General features: G+C 39.5%; 17 protein-coding genes and 1 tRNA gene. 8 read left to right on the forward strand and 10 right to left on the reverse strand.

The window, feature by feature from the left end; translation table 11 throughout:
- Positions 1-406: 406 nt before the first annotated feature.
- Positions 407-3,142 (forward strand): DNA polymerase I, encoded by a 2,736-nt coding sequence (polA, locus tag WA256_RS17375; protein ID WP_062566574.1) that lies wholly within the window; start codon positions 407-409, stop codon positions 3,140-3,142.
- A 161-nt stretch (positions 3,143-3,303) separates the two neighbouring features.
- Here the strand turns inward: polA and WA256_RS17380 are convergent, their stop codons facing one another.
- Positions 3,304-4,224: a lipase family alpha/beta hydrolase gene (locus WA256_RS17380; RefSeq protein WP_130166163.1), complete on the reverse strand. Its 921-nt coding sequence runs from the start codon at positions 4,222-4,224 to the stop codon at positions 3,304-3,306.
- 424 nt (positions 4,225-4,648) lie between these two features.
- On the opposite strand from WA256_RS17380, the gene WA256_RS17385 reads away from it, so the two are divergent.
- A complete protein-coding gene (locus WA256_RS17385) occupies positions 4,649-5,236 on the forward strand; it encodes a YceI family protein (protein ID WP_335992723.1) in 588 nt (195 codons plus the stop codon).
- On the forward strand, positions 5,236-5,754 hold the full coding sequence (locus tag WA256_RS17390) for a DUF1285 domain-containing protein (protein WP_335992724.1): 519 nt from the start codon (positions 5,236-5,238) through the stop codon (positions 5,752-5,754). The genes WA256_RS17385 and WA256_RS17390 overlap by 1 nt, the downstream gene beginning before the upstream one ends.
- A gap of 4 nt (positions 5,755-5,758) precedes the next feature.
- Here WA256_RS17390 and yihA read toward each other — a convergent pair whose 3' ends face one another.
- On the reverse strand, positions 5,759-6,406 hold the full coding sequence (gene yihA / locus WA256_RS17395; RefSeq protein ID WP_054561154.1) for a ribosome biogenesis GTP-binding protein YihA/YsxC: 648 nt from the start codon (positions 6,404-6,406) through the stop codon (positions 5,759-5,761).
- A gap of 283 nt (positions 6,407-6,689) precedes the next feature.
- On the opposite strand from yihA, the gene WA256_RS17400 reads away from it, so the two are divergent.
- From WA256_RS17400 to WA256_RS17410, 3 genes are all read left to right on the forward strand, one after another.
- Positions 6,690-7,322, forward strand: a complete 633-nt coding sequence (locus WA256_RS17400) for a c-type cytochrome (RefSeq protein WP_054561153.1) — start codon at positions 6,690-6,692, stop codon at positions 7,320-7,322.
- A 751-nt stretch (positions 7,323-8,073) separates the two neighbouring features.
- Positions 8,074-8,673: a Der GTPase-activating protein YihI gene (gene yihI, locus WA256_RS17405; protein WP_063529037.1), complete on the forward strand. Its 600-nt coding sequence runs from the start codon at positions 8,074-8,076 to the stop codon at positions 8,671-8,673.
- Positions 8,670-9,185: a DUF2489 domain-containing protein gene (locus WA256_RS17410; RefSeq protein WP_054561152.1), complete on the forward strand. Its 516-nt coding sequence runs from the start codon at positions 8,670-8,672 to the stop codon at positions 9,183-9,185. The genes yihI and WA256_RS17410 overlap by 4 nt, the downstream gene beginning before the upstream one ends.
- A 62-nt stretch (positions 9,186-9,247) precedes the next feature.
- Here WA256_RS17410 and hemN read toward each other — a convergent pair whose 3' ends face one another.
- Positions 9,248-10,621 carry an oxygen-independent coproporphyrinogen III oxidase gene (hemN, locus tag WA256_RS17415; RefSeq protein WP_063529036.1) on the reverse strand — a complete coding sequence of 458 codons (1,374 nt, stop codon included), beginning with the start codon at positions 10,619-10,621 and terminating at the stop codon, positions 9,248-9,250.
- A gap of 365 nt (positions 10,622-10,986) precedes the next feature.
- Here hemN and WA256_RS17420 point away from each other — a divergent pair.
- Positions 10,987-11,063 (forward strand) — tRNA-Ile (locus tag WA256_RS17420).
- Positions 11,064-11,286: 223 nt separating this feature from the next.
- Here the strand turns inward: WA256_RS17420 and WA256_RS17425 are convergent.
- The 7 genes from WA256_RS17425 to WA256_RS17450 form a co-directional block, all read right to left on the reverse strand.
- A complete protein-coding gene (locus WA256_RS17425; protein ID WP_335992725.1) occupies positions 11,287-11,715 on the reverse strand; it encodes a JAB domain-containing protein in 429 nt (142 codons plus the stop codon).
- Positions 11,716-11,717: 2 nt separating this feature from the next.
- The gene (locus WA256_RS17430; RefSeq protein ID WP_335992726.1) at positions 11,718-12,155 is read right to left on the reverse strand and encodes a DUF6641 family protein; all 438 of its coding nucleotides are present in this window, start codon (positions 12,153-12,155) and stop codon (positions 11,718-11,720) included.
- Between the two features lie 119 nt (positions 12,156-12,274).
- Complete coding sequence (locus WA256_RS17435; RefSeq protein WP_335992727.1) at positions 12,275-15,181, reverse strand: collagenase; 2,907 nt, start codon at positions 15,179-15,181, stop codon at positions 12,275-12,277.
- 191 nt (positions 15,182-15,372) lie between these two features.
- Positions 15,373-15,717, reverse strand: a complete 345-nt coding sequence (locus WA256_RS17440) for a hypothetical protein (protein WP_335992728.1) — start codon at positions 15,715-15,717, stop codon at positions 15,373-15,375.
- Positions 15,718-16,299: 582 nt separating this feature from the next.
- Positions 16,300-17,820: a tetratricopeptide repeat protein gene (locus tag WA256_RS17445; RefSeq protein ID WP_335992729.1), complete on the reverse strand. Its 1,521-nt coding sequence runs from the start codon at positions 17,818-17,820 to the stop codon at positions 16,300-16,302.
- A gap of 14 nt (positions 17,821-17,834) precedes the next feature.
- The gene (locus tag WA256_RS21075; protein ID WP_350338350.1) at positions 17,835-18,002 is read right to left on the reverse strand and encodes a zinc-ribbon domain-containing protein; all 168 of its coding nucleotides are present in this window, start codon (positions 18,000-18,002) and stop codon (positions 17,835-17,837) included.
- 154 nt (positions 18,003-18,156) lie between these two features.
- A complete protein-coding gene (locus WA256_RS17450; RefSeq protein WP_335992730.1) occupies positions 18,157-22,083 on the reverse strand; it encodes a hybrid sensor histidine kinase/response regulator transcription factor in 3,927 nt (1,308 codons plus the stop codon).
- Positions 22,084-22,257: 174 nt separating this feature from the next.
- Here WA256_RS17450 and WA256_RS17455 point away from each other — a divergent pair, with 174 nt between their 5' ends.
- Positions 22,258-22,449, forward strand: a complete 192-nt coding sequence (locus WA256_RS17455) for a hypothetical protein (protein ID WP_138687366.1) — start codon at positions 22,258-22,260, stop codon at positions 22,447-22,449.
- Positions 22,450-22,457 lie beyond the last annotated feature (8 nt).

Raw genomic sequence — 22,457 nt, forward strand, 5'->3', positions numbered from 1 at the left:
AGCTGTTTATGCCTTTTTATAAATTACTAACGAAAAAAAAAGTATAAAGGATCGCTATGATCTTTGATCCATTATGCTAGAATACTCCTCCGGTTATGAAAAGGGATGTTAATTCGGTATCGAATAAGCAAAAGGTTATCGCTACTAAAACCGTTTTCCACATCGGACAAAAATAATAAAAAAAGAACGCCGTAATATCTTTTTTAAATCAAAACATGAACTTATAAAATTTTCCCAAATGTTTTTTCATTTCGGGAGAATTAGCTCTGTCTGTTATCTACAAAGTTATCCACAGCTTGCTCTGTCATAAACCTTTATTGGTTAATAATTCACAGTCGTTTTCTTCATGGCCTTATGGCATGCTTACAAACAATTTAATGTTATTCAATTAGGATCCAATTTCACCATGGCTCAGATCCCTGAAAACCCACTTATTCTTGTAGATGGTTCTTCTTATTTATTCCGTGCATACCATTCGCCACCGCACCTTACTAACTCAAAAGGTGAAGCGACAGGCGCAATCTATGGCGTAGTTAATATGCTTAAGAGTTTGATCAAGCAATATGATCCGTCGCATATGGTGGTGGTATTTGATGCCAAGGGTAAAACCTTCAGAAATGATATGTACAGTGAATACAAAGCGAATCGTCCGCCAATGCCGGATGACTTACGCACACAGATCGCACCACTACATAACATTATTAAAGCAATGGGTTTCCCGCTGATTAGTATTGAAGGTGTTGAGGCTGACGATGTTATTGGTACCTTTGCGCGCATAGCGTCAGAGCAGCAGCGTCATGTACTGATCTCAACTGGCGATAAAGATATGGCGCAGCTTGTTAATGAGCATGTTACGCTGATCAATACCATGACAGATAGCATTTCAGATCCAGAAACCGTGGTTGAGAAGTTTGGTGTTGGTCCGGAGTTGATCATTGATTACCTTGCTTTAATGGGTGACAAGGTCGATAACATCCCAGGTGTTGATGGCTGTGGTCCAAAAACAGCAGTGAAATGGTTACAAAAATATGGATCATTGCAAGGTGTCATTGATCATGCAGGTGAAATTAAAGGCAAGATTGGTGAAAAACTTGCTGCAGCACTTGATCATCTGCCACTTAGTTATGAATTAGCAACAATTAAGTGTGATGTTGAGGTTGAGTCAGATCTTGAAACTTTTAAGCTGCAAGAGCCTAATCGTGACGAATTGATTGCACTTTATGGTGAATGTGAGTTCCGCCGTTGGTTAGCTGAACTACTTGATAACCCTAAAGACGCTGATACGCATTTAGATGTGCCAACTGAAGCTAACGAACTACCAAAAGTTGCTGATGCACACTACGAAACTATTTTAACTGAAGAGCAGCTAGATACCTTAGTAGCGCAGTTAAATGACGCTGAATTATTTGCTTTTGATACTGAAACAACCAGCCTTGATTATATGCAAGCGCAATTGGTTGGTATGAGCTTTGCGGTTAAAGCCGGTGAAGCGGCTTACCTTCCGGTTGCTCACGATTACCCTGATGCGCCAGAACAATTAAGCTTAGAAACCGTAATGGCAAAAATTGGCCCAATCTTAGCTGACGAAAACAAAGCGAAAGTGGGGCAAAACCTTAAGTACGATAAAAGCGTGTTAGCGAATGCTGGCTTCGAGTTAAAGGGTATTAAATACGACACTATGTTGGAGTCGTATGTATTTAATAGTGTAGGTAGCCGCCATGATATGGATTCACTGGCACTGAAATACCTAGGCCACAAAAATATCAGCTTTGAAGATATTGCCGGTAAAGGTAAAAAGCAGTTAACGTTTAATCAAATTGAGCTAGAAAAAGCGGCGCCTTATGCTGCTGAAGATGCCGATATAACGCTACGTCTTCACCAAGTGTTATGGCCAAAAATTGATGCCGATAGCCAGTTGAAGTCAGTATTCGAAGATATTGAGTTACCACTTGTCACAGTGCTTTCTGATATTGAGCGTACTGGTGTTGCAATTGATAGCAACATGCTGGCAGCTCATAGCCAACGTTTAGGCGAGCGCCTGTTAGAGCTTGAGCAAGAAGCTTATGATATTGCAGGCGAAAAATTTAACTTAGGCTCACCTAAGCAACTGCAAGCTATTTTGTTTGAAAAACTTGAGCTGCCTGTTATCAAGAAAACACCTAAGGGTGCACCTTCGACAGCAGAAGAAGTATTGCAAGAACTTGCTCATGATTATCCATTACCAAAAGTGATTATTGAGCACCGTGGTTTATCTAAACTTAAATCAACCTACACAGATAAACTTCCGCTAATGGTTGATGAGCGCACTAAGCGAGTGCATACCTCTTACCATCAAGCTGTAACAGCAACAGGGCGTTTAAGCTCAACGGATCCTAACTTACAGAATATTCCAATTCGTTCAGAAGAGGGGCGCCGTATTCGTGAAGCCTTTATTGCTGCACCTGGCCATAAAATTGTGGCTGCCGATTACAGCCAAATTGAATTACGTATCATGGCGCATTTATCACAAGATAAAGGCCTATTAACTGCGTTTGCGAATGGTTTAGATGTACACAGCGCAACCGCTGCAGAAGTCTTTGGGGTTAGCCTTGAAGAGGTTACCAGCGATATGCGTCGTAAAGCGAAAGCGGTTAACTTCGGTTTAATTTATGGTATGTCGGCGTTTGGTTTATCACGTCAGTTAGATGTACCACGCCATGAAGCACAGCATTATATTGATAAATATTTCGAGCGTTTCCCTGGCGTACTTGAGTACATGGAAACAACCCGTGAAAAAGCAGCTGATAAAGGTTATGTAGAAACAATTTTTGGTCGCCGCTTACATTTACCAGAAATCAATGCCCGTAACGGTGCTCGTCGTAAAGCCGCTGAACGTGCTGCGATCAACGCACCAATGCAAGGTACTGCTGCTGATATCATCAAAAAAGCGATGCTTAAAGTTCATCAGTGGGTGAACGAGCAAGCTGAAGGTTCAGTGAAGCTGCTAATGCAGGTGCACGATGAATTAGTGTTCGAAATTAAAGAAGAGTGTGTTGACGACTATAAAGCTGAAATTTGTAAGCTAATGTCAGAAGCCGCTACTCTTGATGTGCCTCTGATTGTTGAAGCCGACAGCGGTGACAACTGGCAACAGGCGCACTAATAGTCGCAATAGGTGAGAGCTGTCAGCTATTAGGTTAAAAGTTAGCGAGTTACTAGGGGAAAGAGTAAAATTAGCGAGTTGCTTGACGCGTTAGCTAAGTCATTTAGGCTTGCTAACTTGCTAACTTGCTAACTTGCTAACTTGCTAACTTGCTAACTTGTTTATAACCCCAACTCCTGCAACCGCTTTACGTGTTGACGATAAAGCTCAATAGGGTCAACTTCACGAAAATTGTGTAAACCAATAAATTGATTAATCTCATCTAAGTGGTTCATTTCATAATCATCTTTGATGACATGACCTAAATGGCTGCTGCAGCGCGATACAAGGCCATCATCTTTGCCTAAAATAAGTAATGAACCGAGCAGCATGGGCAAGTCGGTTGGATCAAGTATATTGGTGAGTGCTGCTGTACCACTCCACGAAAAATAGTACACCCCATTTTCGGCAACTAACTGACCTTGATCGCACTTATTTTCTGGTAAACCTTCAGGGTATTTTTGATTAAATACGTCAGCGCCCTGTGTACTTAAGCTACTTAAAACACCGAGTGTATCTTGCGGTAATTGGCTGTGGCCTGAGAGCAGTGAAATGACCTCACCAAATGCATCAAATACGAACCGCGCGGTATGTTCTGCTTGAGAATTTGCAGGTAGTTTTTGATTAATTAGATCAATAATGCCACTGCCATAGTTTGCACCACCAATACTGGTTACTGAGGCAATTAAATCTGGCCTGACTGAAGCAACATAGCGCACTGTTTGCGCACCTTGGCTGTGGCCAATCAAATTTACTTTTTTTGCGCCAGTCAGTGCTAAAATTGCTTTTACGCGAGTGAGTAATTGTTCGCCCCGTACTTCAGAGCTATTAATAGCCGAGACCGCTGGCGTGAACACCAAGGTACCATCTTGATTGAGACTTGTAGCAACATTATAAAAATAATCTAGGCCGAGTAGGTTATCGAATCCCATTAGCCCATGAACTAAAATTACCGGATATTGTGTCGTTGTTTTTTTTGCATGGCAGTAGGGGGTCATTAAAAAAAGTAAGGTAGCAAATAAAATTAAGGGGATTTTTTTCATACCTTTTACTCTTCTACTGCAATTTTTATCACTAACAAGCCTTAAAAAAGCCTGATTTTTGCGTGCTGTTGATTCACTTTACCCTAAATTACGGCTCGCTGTAATGTTAACTTTAAGTAAACAAGAAAAGATGGTTTTAGTGTTTCGTTATATGTTTATCAATTTGTGTTGTTTCTGCGGTTATGCAATTTATTTTTAATCCGGTATTTGCTAAAGTCCGCGCCGTCCTCATCCTGTAGGACATCCTGTTGATGATGCATCTGAAAGGATGCAACGTATTGATAGCTTCTCCCCAGTTTGCTATAACGGCTCACTCCTTGTTGAGTGAGTCGCTTTTTCTTTCTCTTATCATACAATTCATTGCACAAATTAACGCAAGTGATACCATCAAAGTGATTCTTATTTACTTTCGAAGGAATGCGTTATGTTTAAATCTTTGGCAATTGCTGCCTTTTCATTATCGAGTATTTTAGTTGCCCCTTTAGCCAGCGCAAACTGGCAAGTTAATAATGAGCAAAGCAATGTGAGCTTTGTGTCTATCAAAAAGAATTCAGTTGCAGAAGCGCATCATTTCAAAAACGTGTCGGGTACACTTAACGAGCAAGGTCAATTTAAGTTGATGATCGATCTGACATCGGTTGAAACTCTGATCCCTATCCGCAATGAGCGCATGACCAAGTTGTTATTTGAGACAGCTAAATTCCCTAATGCAGTGTTAACTGCTGATTTAAGCAAAGCGCTGTTAACGCTAAAGCCAGGACAACATGTGCTTAAAGGTTTGAAAGCTGAATTAGACTTCCATGGCAACAAGAAAGAGCTAACAATTGATGTACTTGCCAATATGTCACCGAAAGGCGATGTTACTGTTTCATCGTTTACGCCGGTGATTATTAATGCAAGTGATTTCAAAGTAACAGAAGGTATTAGTGAGTTACAAAAACTTGCGGGTTTACCATCTATTGCGACAGCTGTTCCTGTGACATTTTCTTTGATGCTAGATAAAGAAAAATAATGCAATCACTTGCTGACTTAGAAGCCGCTCTTCAGGCACCCGATAAACCTTTTGATCAATGGCAGCCACAAAACTGTGGGCAAGTGCCTATATTGATTGATGCGCAAGGGCGGTGGTTTTATGCTGGCAGTGAAATAAAGCGCGAGGCAATGGTTAAACTCTTTGCCTCTGTGCTTTGCAAAGAAGCAGATAGTTATTTTTTAAAAACACCCGTCGAGAAAATGGCTATCACGGTCGAAGATGTGCCTTTTATTATTGTTGATTGGCGTTTTGAAGATACAGAGCAAGGCCGTGCGCTTTGTTGTGTTGATAATTTACAGCGCGCTTGGTTGGTATCAGCAAAGCAACCACTATTACTGAGAGAATTTGAAGGCGTCAGTGTGCCTTATCTTCAATTAGCACATGGCTTGGCTGCGAGGGTATCGAGAAATGTTTATTATCAGTGGGCCGAAATAGCCTGCTCAGACGAGCAGGGCTACTATATAGAATCATTAGCCAAGCGTTATTACTTGGCCTAAGCGATTAAGCTTCTGGTTGTTCGTCAGACTCAGGTGCTTGCGCTTCAATGGGCCCTAAGAACCACTCATCAAGCTTTTTAGCAACTTCAGGTAAGCCTGTGCCTTTTAGTGAAGAGAAGGCATGTACTGTAATATCACCATCTAAACTACTTAACTCACGACGAACTTGTAAAACTTGAGCTTTACGCGCGCCCTGTTTTAGCTTGTCGGCTTTAGTTAATAGTGCCAGCACTGGAATTTCGCTGCCCACGGCCCAGTCGATTAAGTCACGGTCTAAATCTTTTAACGGGTGGCGAATATCCATCAAAACAACGATACCTTTTAAGCTTTGACGTTTTTGTAAGTATTCACCTAGCGATTTTTGCCATTTCTTCTTCATTTCGATAGGAACTTTAGCAAAACCATAGCCCGGTAAGTCGATAAGGCGTTTATCGGCATCAAGTTCAAAGGTATTGATCAGCTGAGTACGACCGGGTGTTTTAGAAGTACGCGCTAACTTTTGATCTGTTAACGTGTTTAAAGCACTTGATTTACCCGCATTAGAGCGACCAGCAAACGCGACTTCAATCCCCGTATCAGCAGGTAAGCGTGAGATATCAGGTGCGCTGGTAACAAAGGACGCAGTATTGTATTTGATACGAGATTTGAGCACAGGCTCTCCTAGTCTTTTATAAAAAATAACAAACAGTGGCTAATTTCCACTTAAGGCACGTATTTTATACTATTAAAGCAGCATTCAAAAGCGTATTTAAGCGTGCTAAATTGGCTTTAAATTAGGAAAATTACTAGGTATAAACTTAATCTAAGTCAAATCCCTATAAATTATGAGCTTAATGTGGGCAGAAAACGTGCCAGAGAATTTATTATCGTGTAGAATATAGAAATCACAACATCCATATTGTAGATGATACAGGGTCGGAAACAGAGAATTCACCATGAAAAAAATAGCACTATCTTTAACTATATTGCTTGGTACGTTGTCAGCAAGCAACGCAACAGCATTTGATGGCGATGTAAACGCAGGTAAAGAGAAATCGGCAACGTGTGCGGCTTGTCACGGCCCAGACGGTAATGCACCGGTTAATATCTACCCTAAAATTGCAGGCCAACACGCAGATTATATCTATAAACAATTACAAGAGTTTAAATTAGGTATGACATCTGGCGGCAAAGAAGGTCGTATGGATCCAGTAATGAGTGGTATGGCTATGCCGCTTAGCGATCAAGACATGAAAGACCTAGCAGCTTACTTCTCTTCTTTAAATATGTCTGAAGGTACAACACCTAAAGATGTAGTAGAAGTAGGTCAGCAGCTTTATAAAGCCGGTGATGCAGAGCGTGGTATTCCTGCATGTGCTGCGTGTCACGGTCCTCGTGGTAACGGTACATCACTAGCTAAATTCCCGAAAGTTTCGTTCCAACATCCAGAATACATCAAGTCACAACTTGAAAAATTCCGTGATGGTACGCGTAATAACGACTTAAACGGTATGATGCAAGACATCGCTAAAAAGCTAACAGACAAAGACATCGAAGTACTTTCAAAATACTTAGGTGGCTTACACTAAAGTCTGATTGCGGGTAGTAATACTCCGCAGTAATATGTGATTAGTGTGAAAAAAGCAGCGCAAGCTGCTTTTTTTGTATTTAAACCATGTCGAAATCTCCTACGCCTTTGTGAGACATTGTCCATATCGAGCTGTAAGCTAAATCTTATTTTTATTTCAATTTTATACATAACTCTTTGTTATTAAATAAGTTGAGCTTGTTGCAATATCTTATCTGTAAGAAAAATTATATAAATCAGTTGTAACAAAATTATTAATGAGTAAATTAACCACTGTCGCTGAGACAGCAAAAACAACATGGACAATGTAATAAGGAAAGTGACTGAGGCAAGTCTTTAGGGGTTGACACTGGTTAGGTGTCCTAAAGGAAATAACAAAAAAGCGTCAGGATTGACCGAGAATAATAAAAGCTCATGGAAGTTTAATAATAAAAACAAAATGGAATGCTACACGGAAGGTTAAAACAATAACAAAATGGATAAACAATAATAATAAAAATAATAAAGACTAAAAAGTCGAAGGGAGAAGTGTCCAGATAATTGGCGCTCAGATTAGTAGGCGGTAGAGATGTTTTCTCTACCGCCTTTTTATTTGTCCTGTTACAATAGCCACCGTTTGTACTAAAAGTATGAAAAGTGCGCAGTTCGTCAAGTTGACCAACCACATCCGCACATCGAATTCTTCTGGTTATGCCAGCATTACAATGCCACAAAGGCGTTGTGCACAACCTCTTAAGTGAGATGATCAAGATATGAGTAGAAAGAAAAAGTCGCGTAAAATTCCATCGAATGGTCCTGTACGTCTAAGCAAAGAAAAGCTTAGAGAGATGCGCGCGTTAAAAGAGCAGCGAGTTAAAAAGACCAAAGGTGCTAAACCTGGGTCTCGAAATGCACCTGATGCACAAAATGCAGAAAACACTGCTGCAAACAATCAACCGAAAGATAAGCGTGTTGGTAGTAAAAAGCCGGTTTCTTTAGTTGCGCCTAAGGCTGAGCCGAAAGTTGAAATGAAGCGCAACTTAAAACCTATGGTTGAGCTTAAGAAAGTGGCTGAGCCTGAACTAACGCCAGAGCAAGAGTTAGAAGCACTAGAGAATGACGAGCGTCTACTTAAGCTGGTTGAGCGTCATGAGCGCGGTGAGTTATTAACAGGTAAAGATGCTAAGTACTTCAATAGCCGTATTGCTCGCCACCAAGCACTGTGTGAGTTATTAGGCATTGAAGATGAAGACGAGTACGAAGATGACTTTGAAGATGATTCATACGATGAAGGTGAATCTGACTTCGATAAGTACTTATCTGATGACTTAGCCAATGAATGGTTTGATGACGAAGATGAGGATGAGCGATGAGCACAACCTTGATTATTGCCATTGTAATTGGTGCGGCAATTATCGCAGGGCTTGCGTTTTATGCAGGGCAACTTCTGTATAAACTAAAAGAGCAAAATAAGCTTATCGCCAAGAAGCAAGCTGAGCATGAGCAAAAGCTTGCGGCATCAAAAGCAAAGCGTAATGCAAAGCTAGCCGATAGCATTCATTTAATTGCCCGTGCAATGAATGAAGAGCAATGTGAGTTCTCAGAAGGCTGCTTACGTATTTGGGTGCTGATCTCTCAATACAGCTTTGCAGAAGAGTTTGAGCTAAGTGAGCGTTACCCAGGCATATTTAAAATGTACGAAGTTGTAAAAGATATGCCAACGCACGATGCCCGTAAGAAATACTCTAAAAAAGAGATTTTTAAAATGGACACCGCTCGCTGGCGTGCTGAAGAGCAGCATAGCGATGAAATCAAAGCGGATTGCGCACGTATAATTGAAGAGTTTAAAGCCGCTCCAGGCAGCGAAAACGTAGTATTTAATTAAGTTGACGTATCTTTGAATTAAACAAAATAAAAAGCAGAGCCTAGGCTCTGCTTTTTGTTGGGCTAGATAACTCGTGAGAAACGAGTTTGCTTGATTTGTTGTTGTAGGTGCGCATCAAAGCACATACAAATAATACGAATAAATAAATTACCGCGAGCTGTTACTGTGATCTTATCTTGGCTAACAGACACCAAGCCATCAGCTAGTAATGGGTCGAGTGCCTGTAGTGCCTCGCAGAAGTAGCTGGCAAAGTTAATATTAAACTGTTTTTCGATTGCTGGAATATCCAGCTCAAACTGGCAGATCAATTGTTTGATCACTGCGGCACGTAACGTATCGTCATCAGTTAAAGCAACACCTTTACAGATTGCACTGCCATAGCCTTCTTGCACAGCTTTGTAATAGTGCTTCAACTCTTTTTCGTTTTGTAAAATGGCATTGCCTATTTGCGAAATCGATGACACACCCAAACCTAATAAGTCACATTGGCCATGCGTTGTGTAACCTTGGAAATTACGGTGTAATTGACCTGCGTTTTGTGCAATTGCTAGTTCATTGTCTTTACGGGCAAAGTGGTCCATACCAATAAACTGATAACCCGCCGCTAACATCTGCTCAAGGGTATTTTTGAACATAGTGAGCTTATCGCCCGCAGACGGTAAGTCAGCGTCTTTAATTTTACGCTGTGCAGCGAATCTATCTGGTAAGTGAGCATAGTTAAATACCGACACGCGATCAGGGTTTAGCTCAATCAGCTGTGCAATCGTCTCTTTAAAGCTCTCAGGTGTTTGCAGTGGCAAACCGTAAATCATATCGGCATTAATAGATTTAAAGCCAAGTTCACGAGCCTCACTAATTAAACCTTTTACAGATTGCACGCTTTGCGGGCGATTAACTGCCAGTTGCACATCATCATTAAAGTCTTGAATACCAAATGAGACACGATTGAAGCCAAGCTGACGTAGGTGTACTAGCATGCCATCAGCTAAAGAACGAGGGTCAATCTCAATACCGCGCTCGGCATCATCAGCAAAATTAAAATGCTGCTCAACCAATGCCATTAAGCGGCTCATTTGCTCTGCCGATAAGAATGTTGGCGTACCACCCCCTAAATGCAGTTGTTCAACGTTATAATCGGCAAAAAGCGTTGCTTGCTCAGCAATTTCAAGCGCTAAATTATCTAGGTATAAATCGGCTTTAGATTGATGACGAGTGATCACCTTATTACAACCACAGTAATAACAAAGCTGACTGCAAAAAGGGATATGGATATACAAAGATAAAGAACGGCTTTTCGACGCCGCAATCGCGTTAATCATATCTTGTTGGTTATAACCATCAGCTAAAGACAATGCTGTTGGGTAAGATGTATATCGAGGCCCAGAAATATTGTACTTGTTGATCAGAGATTGATCCCAGCTTGGTAAATTTATCACAGTCAGCACTCCGCAATTGATTGAGCGGCTATTTTAACGAGTTTAGTGATTTAGCTATTTGATCTAGAACAATGTCGGAGGCTAGAAACTAATCGGCATGCTTTAAGGTCGTTGTAAAAACAAAGAGTTTACTATTTGAGCAGTTGATTTAGTGATTGTTAAAATAAAGGGTTTTGCTAGTGACAAGGTTACAAAAACTTTTTATACTGCATCCCGCTTTAGTCAGTTAAACCTGCTAAACGCATCAAAAAATTTAGCTTTCGCTAATACAATGGCCCCTTAGCTCAGTTGGTTAGAGCACACGACTCATAATGAGCGGGCTTAAGTGGTAAGAGTAGAAAAGCAAGTCCAAGCTTTAAAAATGTGGCCCCATAGCTCAGTTGGTTAGAGCATCCGACTCATAATCGGCAGGTCCCCTGTTCAAGTCAGGGTGGGGCCACCATCTCCACTAAATACGTGGGCTAGATGGTGAATAACTTCTCACTATTTTCTGTTTTACCAGATTAGTCGCCAATCCCGACCAAGGTCAACTAGGACCACCTCTATTTTCCCTAAATTTCATTTTAAAAAGTAGCCACGTTTGATTGGGGATCGCCCCTAGTAACGAAATTCGTGTAATTTTTTGGTAACTATGAATTTGGTTGAAACCCTGATTTTAACAGGGCTTAATCTCTGACAGCTCTATCAAAACGCTCATATCCAATAACAACATGGTCAAGCACATCGATACTGAACATCTTTGCGGCTTGTTTAATTTGTTCGGTAAAATGAAAATCTTGCTGACTTGGTTTTGGATCACCTGATGGATGGTTATGAATTAGAATAATAGCTGGTGCGTTAATTAAAATGGCTGTTCTCAATACTTCAGCCGGACGAAGTGATATCTGATTTACCGTGCCAATCGCTATAACTTCATAATGGATAATTTGATGCTGGCTGTTCAAGTTCACCACGATAAAACGCTCTTTGGTTTCATGTTTCAAATGCTTAAACACTTGATAAACCTTCTCTGGACTATCAAGTGTTACATTCAAAATGTCATCATCTACTTCCCTAAAGGTATAGACACAGCTTATTTCACGTAATATAGCCACACTTAGACCTTTGCTTTTCTTGGTCCAGTAACGGCTTTTAGCTGAACATCTAACTCTCCTATTTCAACAGCGTGAATTAAGGTGTCGATTGTTGTCAGTAAATTTTCTTGCTTACCCACTTCAATCGCAACTTTGCCTTTTTGTAATTCCAATGACTTGTTGCCATACTTTATTTCAAAGAACCAAGTATCATTCACTTGATAGAACCACTGTCTTAGCTTCTTAGGTTGCTTTACTCGTTTCTTCTCTCCGGTAATACCATCGGTTATCCAAACCTCTTTATAAGCGGTATACACCTCATTTTCCAATAAGCAAGCAGCCATAGCACGTTGTTCGTTTAATCGGGCAATCAGTTTTTCGCGTTTAACTTGAATAGGCTCGATAGCTGGAATAGTCGGACGGGCAGTACATTTCAATTTTGCTAGTGTTGATTGACTCATTACTTCACCTGTTGGTTATTTAAGACCCTATAACCATCCAGTCATTTTCCAAATATTAGCAACGGGAAATTTAAAAAAATGCCAGCATATTGCTGGCATAGGTATTTAACTAATGGAAACTAAGAATGTTTATTTCTTCTTAAGATCGCCATACCAATCATAAGAAGTGCGGAAATAAAGCCAAAGCTACCACCACTGCTGCTTTTCGGTGTATCTGCAACAGGTTGAGTTGTTTCTTTCTGCCACTTTGAGGCATCATTTGGGTAAGCGTCAGAATTATCACCGTAGCCATCACCATCGGTATCTGTGGTTTCACTTGCATCATTCGGGAATGCATCAGCATTATCTCCTGTGCCGTCACCATCAGTATCTAACCATTCAGTTGAATCATTTGGAAATACATCTGAATTGTCCCCGTAGCCATCACCATCAGTATCTGTGGTTTCACTTGCATCATTCGGGAACGCATCAGCATTATCTCCTGTGCCGTCAGAATCTGAATCTATCCACTCTGTTGGATCATTCGGAAATACATCGCTATTGTCACCGTAGCCATCACCATCGGTATCTGTGGTTTCACTTGCATCATTAGGGAATGCATCGGCATTATCGCCAGTGCCGTCAGAATCTGAATCTACCCACTCTGTCGGATCACTCGGAAATGCATCGCTATTGTCCCCATGACCGTCACCATCAGTATCTGCCCATTCGGTAGGATCATTAGGAAATGCATCTTGTTCATCAGGATAACCATCACCGTCGGTGTCAGTTACACCATCATCATAGTCAATATTATCTGGACGCAATAACCCAATACATTCAGCATCAACGTTTTCAATATTAAATTTAGTCGGGTGACAAGTCATAGTTTCAAAGTTATTCAAACCATTAGATAAAGCACCTTCAATGCCTGTATCTAGCACAGAATTAACAATGCTGATTTGCTTGGCTTTGGCACCATTAGCTTCAATAATAAATGTGCATTTAAAATTAGACGCGTCTAATTCCGAGCAACTGGTTGTAGCTCCCATTGATGCAGTTAATACAGTTTGAATATCAACTACACCATCAGCCTCCAATAATGCATCTGTTTTGTATTCATACCAAGGAGCTTGCCATCCATCAGCTGTTAACCCACTAACGTATGTTTGAAAACCACTGTCTAAATTACTCAATGAAGCAACTATTGAATCAAATTCAAAAACATCATCTGCCGCAACAGCCGAAGCCATATCAACTATTGATTCACTTCCAGTTTCATCCAAATAATTGAACAACAATGCACTGTATGGGTACATCCAATCGTCGCTGTATGAAGTGGCTGTAATCTCAGAAATAGAACGTTCACTGTGCCAGATTTTCATTTCGATCATTGTTGCAAGAGGATCAGTTCCACCATATTGTTTTGCACCAGCTAAGTAATTTGCCATTCCTTCATCAAACCACACGAAGCGATCATTTTCATACATTTGAGTCTCACCCCACATACCTTTAACTAAATAGCGTGAGATTAAATAATGTACGTATTCATGGCGGGCTAGTTCCTCAAGAACAAACATTTCAGTATCAGGTCGATCAAAGGTATATAAAGTACCGTCTTGTTCAATGTAGATACCACCATTGTTGCTATCTAAGCCATATAAGTAACCTTGGAAGGTTTGATAATCTTCTGGCGAGCCATAAATCACAAAAGTGGATTTTTCATTGGGATCATCTTGTATCGCGTCAGTGATGCCAGTATTACGGAAAAACAATGAACGAGTGGCTTGCAGGGAGTTATATATGTGGCGAGCACGTTCTTCAGACAATTTGGTCTTGAAGGTAATATCACCAAAAGTAAACTCTGACGGTAACGCAAAGTCTCGCATTTCTTCTATTAATTCATCCGTAACGCACAGAAGGGAGTCACGCTCAAACACTGTGCAATCCAAGCCAGAATTTGATATTGAACGCAATAATGCGACATGTGGCTGACTAAACTTACCCGTTGCATCCAGTACTTCTTGAACGGCTGCAACAATCTCATTAGTAATACCAATCTCTGCCATAGCAAGTAGTGCGTGTATTGCGTTAGAAGGTACTGGGTCATCTACATTTATGTTGTAAATGTATTGCGCCAATATACTTGGCATTTCGACATCATCATATGTTGCTTCTCCGATGTAATAACGAGTCATGCGATTGAACTCGTTAATTATGGTATTTGCTGCATGATATATACCATATTCATCTTGTTCATTAGGAGCGGTGAAAAGTGGTCGAATGAGGTCTAACCGGCTTTTCATAATTGGAAGTAAATCGATCCACTTAGCAGCTCTTTCATCACCACCATTTAAGCCCTTAAATTTTAAGTAGCCATAATAGCCACCAGCAAGATTTATTGTTTCAGCGATAACCAGTTGGTGAGTACGGTCTGCTGTATTACCGTCAAAGTTAGCAAATACATCATCGAAGGCTGCTTTGATGTTTGAGTCGTCAGTCGAAAGAATTAGGTCGTTGTTGGCTGCATATAAATACATAACACGCAAAAAGAACACCTTACCGAAAATACGCTCAGGTACATATGACTCTTCTGACAATTCCGAAACAATAGCATTAGCCACATTGTTGACATTTTCCGTACTGAAAACTGTAGCCGCTTCATCAAAGGTAACCGCTATTGAACGAAAACAATCGTAACCAGCAGACACTTCATGTTTTAAATATGCATTAGATACGTATTCAACAAAATCATTACCCGAGTAAGAAGCAAATTCACTTGGCTCACAAGTTTCAGGAATAATTTGATCACTTGATGCAGAGTTCATCAAAATTGTTTTTAATTGCGCTTTCGCGAAAGCTAGCTTTTGTGGTGCTCTTGATGTGAATGGTGCAGGAAGGAGTGGAACGGAAAGCTCATTTTTTATGTGTGCAATACCTTCATTGCCGTGAAAGTAACCATGCACACCTGTAGCGTTAGCATTGAGCGATAATACAGAGGTTAGTGCTATTGCAATAGCTGATAATGAGTGCGTACATCTTATCATTTTTATTTCCTTTTAAGGTTAATACCCAGTTAGCTTCTAACCAGTTGGCAAGAAAGAAAACATAGGCTTAACCATATGAAATAAAATGACTTTAAGTGTTCACTCTACCGACAATTACTTGTACATTACCGACGAATTACATGGCTGGAGTGCCGTTGAGTAGAATTTCAAGCGGGAATTTAAGCTGCTCGTTAGTCCGAAAATTTAACAACAATACTGTATTTTTCTTTGCTTACGCTAACTAACTCTAAATCTCTTAAAATGCCAATAATATGGCTTCCATATACTGGGCTTAGGCTACTTTTCATAGTGTTGGATTGATAGGTTGAAATATAGTGACCAACACTCCCTTCAGGTGATTTAGTCGCGTGAAACCCACCTAGGACACTTTGCCCCTTAAAAGCTGAAAGCAAACTATTGATAATTTCTGATTTTATTAATATTGGCTTTGATGGAAACATCAGCTTAAATTCATCTGCTAATGAGCCTGTATAATTAAATTTAGACCTTCCACCTGCTGTAGTTGTTGTTTTCATGTTACTCCAATGAATCAATTGCTTATAGCTGTATTTAGCCGATATTTTATTTCATTGAAGTATTAAATGAAATCACTTGGAGCATTTGTACGGAGCCGACAAGAGAGTTCACACATCCGACAAATTACATAATTTCCCATTTCTGATTAGTGAAGTGCCGGCATCCCGTTCCAGTATCTTTGCCAATTAATTCTTTATTGGGAGAATAAACCGCATAGGAAAAGTCACGGCAAGTTTGATACAGTACAGGCATCGTTTTGTTTTCATAAAAATCGCTAGCCGTTACGTGAAATTGATAGCATGTATCAATGTTTACCCAAAAGTACTCTTTATGCTCAACACCTGAATGTAAAACACGTTCTAGCTGAGAAAAGTCCCAGCTAGAGAATGCTTCGATATGATCGACTTTTCCGTCATGGTTTTCATCGTAACCACCATTTATGGGACCACGATGGTATCGGCTTACTGATGAATAAAGGTCTCTAGATAAACCACATTTGCTTTGAGGTATTGGCTGAGAACTACAACCTAATAACAAAGAAAAAGAAATTAAAACTATATAATAAAAATTAACCATAAGTTTTAAAGAGTTATATTTTCTCGAGTACAAGAACGAGCATTTTCAATTACGCTAGTTGCGTATTCCACTCCCTTACCTTGTATACATGTACAGGTATTACTTCTTGAGTCACAGGTTGCTGTAAAAATCCAGTCCATGTCTTGATCGCCGAGTTGCGGTGAATAACAATCATAACTAATGGCAGATACGTAAGTTGTCCAATTACCACCATTTTGGTAGGGATCAGATGTTATTTCTTTCATTATTCCAATACGTTCGTAATTTACATTTGAGCATAGGTTTAATGCGCCAGTGTTACGTTTGAAAAGCTCATAAAGCACTCTTAACTTTTTATCTTCACTATATTCGTAGTAATCACTGTTAGGTTTATCTAAACTTTCAACGTTTCTTTTTTTAAACTTCTTTATTTTGGAAGCGAGTTTCATTTCATCTGTCTGATAGCCGAGTTCAAATGCTTTCTCTTTGTTTACCGAACCACCGATCCCGTCATAGTACATTTCAGCTAATCGCATTTTTCCACTTTCAGATAAACTCGAAACTCCATTTTCATAGTAACTTCTGGCAAGTTCTAAATTTTGAGCAACCCCTAAACCATTGTCATAATAGTAAGCCAACCAAGCTGATGTATTAGACGCATCTAAATTTGAATTCTCTTCCATTTCTAATAATTGAAGATAGAGCTTCACAGACTTTTCAGGTTTACCAACCTTGTCATAAACCCTTCGTAGGCCACGAAAACCATAGTAATAATTATCAGATCGTAACGATGAAAATAGCCGCTCAGCTTGAACATAATCACTATTCTTAAAGTATTTTTCTGCGACTAAATTAAGCATGCTCGCTTTTATCTTTGCATCGTCAAAAAGCTCAGCTACTTCTTCCGCTTCAGTTAAGTAATTATAAGAAACTAACTTTTTAAGGAGTTTTTCTTGATTGGTTTGTTCTGTGAGTCGCACTATAACAGCAAAACCCCTTTTTATATTTCCTAGCTCGATATCGGTTAAAGCTCTTTTTAAGGAATATATTTCGTTAAATTCGTTCTCGTATAGCGCATTTTCACAAGCCATTAGAAATATCTCTTGGCTAGAAAGATGCGCTCTAGCTAACTTTATTAATTTATCATTAGATTTTTCGACTTGAGCCGATGATTCATATTCATCACATATTGCTACTCCACTGTTTGATATTTCGTTTGCTAAATACCAAGAGGACTTTGTTACTTCATGCGCTGACTTTGAAATGACTACAGCCAGTATTGAAACGATACCTGTAATAAATATCGCATTAAAATGATCATTAAGTTTTAAAGTCACCCACCTGTTAGCTGCTATATGCTGTTGTGACTCTGCTTGTAGTAAGCCCAATACAATCAAGCCACCAACTAAAACACCAATAACTAGGTGGCTGATTAATCTACCTATTGAATTTGCATCCTCAAAAGATTTAGCCCCAATGTTTACTAAGTAAATGATTGCAGTAAAAGTAAATATTACGCCTAACACAATTTTTAAAGTCTTTGACATTTTCTTTATTCCTTCTATTGCAACATTAACCAATTAACTATTCCGTATGCACCAAGGCAAAAAGCGGCAATAGTAAATAATCTGGATAAAATATTTGGCTCTCCTGCATAACCACACTTAGGGCATCGTGTTGCTCTGGAAGAAATTTCAGCATTACATTCGGGGCAATAACCTAAACTCATTACATATCCTTTGATTGTATTTTTAATTAAGCCTCCCTTCACTCTAGTGAAAAGGAAACAACAATAAAGGTAAGTAAATTCAATCAATTGGAGGTGAACGAATCCGACAGATAGGTGTACATAGCCGACTTTTTTACAATATCAGCTATGTATTTTACTTAGGTGACTGAGTTATAAACTCTTTTGGCGACTGCCCGAAAGCCGTTTTAAAACTTCGGCTAAAATAACTGGAAGAATTAAAGCCAACTAAATCAGAAGTCAGCGAAATAGATTTGCCTTCAATTAACAATTCCTTTGCTTTTAGCAATCGGTAATTTCGAATGTACTCGGCTGGCGTTTGGTTGAATAGTGCCTTTAGCTTTCGTTGTAACTGCCTTTCACTCATGGCAAACGAATCAACTAGCTTTTCAACACAGAACTCACTGTCAGCATAGTTCTTCTCGACTAGCTGATTTAAACGCTCAATGAATTTTTGATCGCGTTCGCTAACAATGCTTTCAATAGGGTCATCTAGATTTTGCTGAGTTTTAAATCTTAGCTTTTGGCGCTCCAGTGTATTTTTAACTTTTAGGAGCAATTGCCGAGCTTCAAAAGGTTTTGCTATGTAGTCCACCGCCCCCAATTCGAGCCCTTTTAATTCGCTTTCTTCATCCGCTTTGGCTGTTAATAAAATGGCAGGAATATGACTGGTATTATCATGCTCAGCAAGGGCTTTAACTAACGAGAAACCATCCATTTCTGGCATCATGACATCTGAGATTATCAAATCTGGAATGTGTTCAATGGCGAGCTCTAACCCTTTTGAACCATTAGCTGCATTGAATGTTTTATAATCGCTTGATAGTAAATCGACCAAGAAACCTCGTAGTTCATCATTGTCTTCGACAATCAGCAGTGATTGTTGTTCTTGATTGCTAGATGTTGCTTTACCAGCACCAAGCTCTATTATTTGCCTTTGAGCTGGAGACTCTTGGTTGCTTTCTATACAAAAATCATTAATGGTTAAACTAAAAGCGACTGAACCTGTTTTACTTGAGCAGGTTATCTTCCAACCGTTTTGGCTACATATATCTCGTACCAGCGATAAACCCAAACCAAACCCTTGTTCAGAATCGGGTTGACCTAATCGTTCGAATCGATCGAATATTTTTTTTGTTTGCTCATTTGCTAATCCTGAGTGTTGATTCTCAATAACGAGCTGATATTTACCATCGACCAACGTTGAATCGAGTTTTACCCAACCTTCAGCACTTGTGTATTTCAGTGCGTTAGAAAGTAGATTTTCAAGTATCGAAACCAGATCTTCTTTATCTGCTTCTATGATTGCATTGCTATTAAGGTGTTGATGTAATTCAATCTTTTTTTGCTGCATTAAAGGCTCAAAGGCAATCACATAACGTATAAGTAAGTCATCAATATTAATAGGCTCAACTTGCTTTTCTTTTTGTTCAACTTTACTAAGGTGCAATATCCGCTCAACCAAGCCAAATAATCGCTTGCCATTATTCTTAGCCAAATGAATAAGCTTTTGCTGCTGCTCAGTTAAATTAGGTTGTTGAGCTAATTGTTCAATTGGTGCATTAATTAAAGTAATAGGAGTTCTAAGCTCGTGAGATATATTGGCAAACAGCTGATTTTTTTGATCCAACGTAGAAGCTAACTCAGCCGTTTTTTCATCTACTGTTTTCTGAAGTTGCGCTTTTTGCCTTAATAGAAAGCTTGTTCGATACCGATAATAACCATAACCTGTGAATATCAATAGTAAGAAATATAAGGTTAGTGCAATATCTGACTGATAATAAGGTGGGCTTACCAAGATGTTTACGTCACTTTGTGCATTATTCCATTCTATTCCATCGTGTGAATATTGGAGTTCAATGCGATACAAGCCTTTTGCTAAACCACTGAGTTGAATACTGCTAGCATTACCATTATTAATCCACTTACCTTCATTTAAACGATACCTAAATTGGCGTTGTTCGGGTTGAAAGAAATCATCAACGAAGTACTCAAGTGCAACCGTGTCTGTTGACGCCATGAACTCTAAACTAAGGGGAGCGCTAACTAATGCTTTGCTATCGGGTGAAATCCATCTCAAACTAGCGGCAGAATCACCTTGTTTTAATCGCTCGGGAATAATTTTTGAAACACCATCAACACCTGAAAAATAAAGGCTTCCATCGACGCCTGTTGCAACACCTTTGGTATTAAACTCACTACTTTGTAACCCATCGCGTTTAAAGAATGCTTTTAGTTGATTCGTTGATTTATTCCAACGATACAGACCATTAAACGTCGATAACCAAAAGATGTTTTGCGACTCCTTTGTTATAGCCTGTATGTAGTGACTTTTTAGCGGTAACGGATAGTGCTTAAACGTATCTGAAGATGGTTGATATTGATAAACTCCGCTGCTGGTGCCAAGGTATAGCTCTGCACCATCGACATACAGATAGTACACAGTAACTTGGGGTTGGTTATCGTTTAATTGTAGTGGGTAGTGGTGAATTACATCACTTTCAATATCATAACGATTTACTCCGTCCATCGTACCAATCCAAAGTTGGTTACTCTGGTATTCTGCAAGTGCATAAATATTGGAGTTTGCTTTGATACCCCGTGCACTGCCACTAACACCCACTTGTTTAAAATAACCCTGATATTCATCCACCAGCGTTGTTAATCCACCACGCCAATTCGCTACAAAGATCTGGCCTTGTGCAGTTTCAACTACATCTAAAACTGCGCCTTCCCCTGCAATATCAGATATTAATTTGGAATGGTCATTGTGTGAGATCGTATTCAATGCGGCATCAAGGTGATACAAGCCATTGTTTGTCGCCAACCAAAAACTGCCGTCTTTAGATGGTTCTATTTTTAGGGTAAAGGTATCAAGCACTAACTCTGCTTTACCCAACCTACCATCATCTGAAATTGGGTAGCGATATAAGCCACCAACAGCGCCAGTCCAGAGATAACCATTGTTGAGCGTTAATGAATTTATATCGTCGGATTTAAGGCTATTTTGAGCCTGTTCTGAATACTGATAGGTTTGAATTGCAAAGCCATTAGCCGGAATGGCTATCACACCACCTTGAAAACTACCCAGCCAAATGGTGCCATCTCGACTTATAAATACTGAGCGAACATCGCGGGTGATATTGCCAAGCTCATAAGGTTTAAGCATTGGGTAATTGCTGAAAGTTTGAGTTTCAAATGAAAATTGACTCAGACCATTATTAGTTGCAATCCACAACGAATCTGCGTCTTCAGCCAAGTTAGGTACAGTCAACTGCTGATACTCTGGATTTGGGTTAAATCGTTCAAAGCACTCACAATCTGCTTTAAATCGGCTTAAGCCACCAAGTACAGTGCCAATCCAAATTTCGTTCTCAGTCGTATTAAATACGGTATACACTGTATCAGCACTCAAGCTGCGATCATCATTCGAATCATGACGAAAGTAATCAAAGCGTTTTAACGTAAGGTCATATCGATTTAAACCGCCTCCCCAAGTCGCAATCCAAATATAATTACCTTGTCTTGCCAATGAACGAATTGATTTATGATTGGTTCCATTACCATGATCGCTGACAGGAAAAGTCGATACTTCTTGCGTAGTTATGTTAACTACATTTAACCCATTATCTGTGCCTAACCATAGCTCATTATCGACTTTCAGTACTGATTGAATATTGTTGTGAGACAGACCTTTTGAGCTATCATAGCTGGTAAAACTATCTGACTCTTTATGGTATTGGCTGATCCCATTATGGGTCGCTATCCATTGAGAATTGTCAGGTGCCAGATAAACTTGATTAATACTATTTCCCACCAAGCTATTTGCATCTGTCGGATCATAGCGATATACCTTGAAATTCTTGCCATCAAAACGGTTCAGTCCATCCTCAGTCCCAAACCACATATAACCATCACCATCTTGAGCAATGGTGTATACCATACTATTTGATAAACCATCTTCAATGTTATAGCTGGTGTAGTTAGGGTTCGGTAAAAATTGCGCGGCTGATGATGCCGAATAAATGAATATAAAAAGTAAAACCGTCCGTAGTAACGCCATAATCAAGTTAAGTTTTTAGAATTATTATAGTGATAAGCAAATCATACTTTATTTCTTACTCGGTCTCATACACTTAACCGACACACTCATGTCGACATCCGACAAAACACCAGAATATCGTTGTCTCAAAATTGAAACTACAGGAAGGTTATATGGTATCAATAAGGAGACATCATGCTAACGAACAATCAGATCAACCAGATAGCCGAAATGTTGATTGAATTAGGTAATCTTAACGATGATATTAGTGAGCATATTGGTCTTATTTTGGAAAACATTGCTGGTATTGAGCTATTGGATGACGACCAACTTAATTCGCTGCATTCAAAAATTGAGCAAGCAGTAAAAAACCTCAAAAGCTCATAGAAAGCCCA

Source organism: Pseudoalteromonas sp. CH_XMU1449-3, from assembly GCF_037027245.1.
Taxonomy (GTDB): Bacteria; Pseudomonadota; Gammaproteobacteria; order Enterobacterales; family Alteromonadaceae; genus Pseudoalteromonas; species Pseudoalteromonas shioyasakiensis.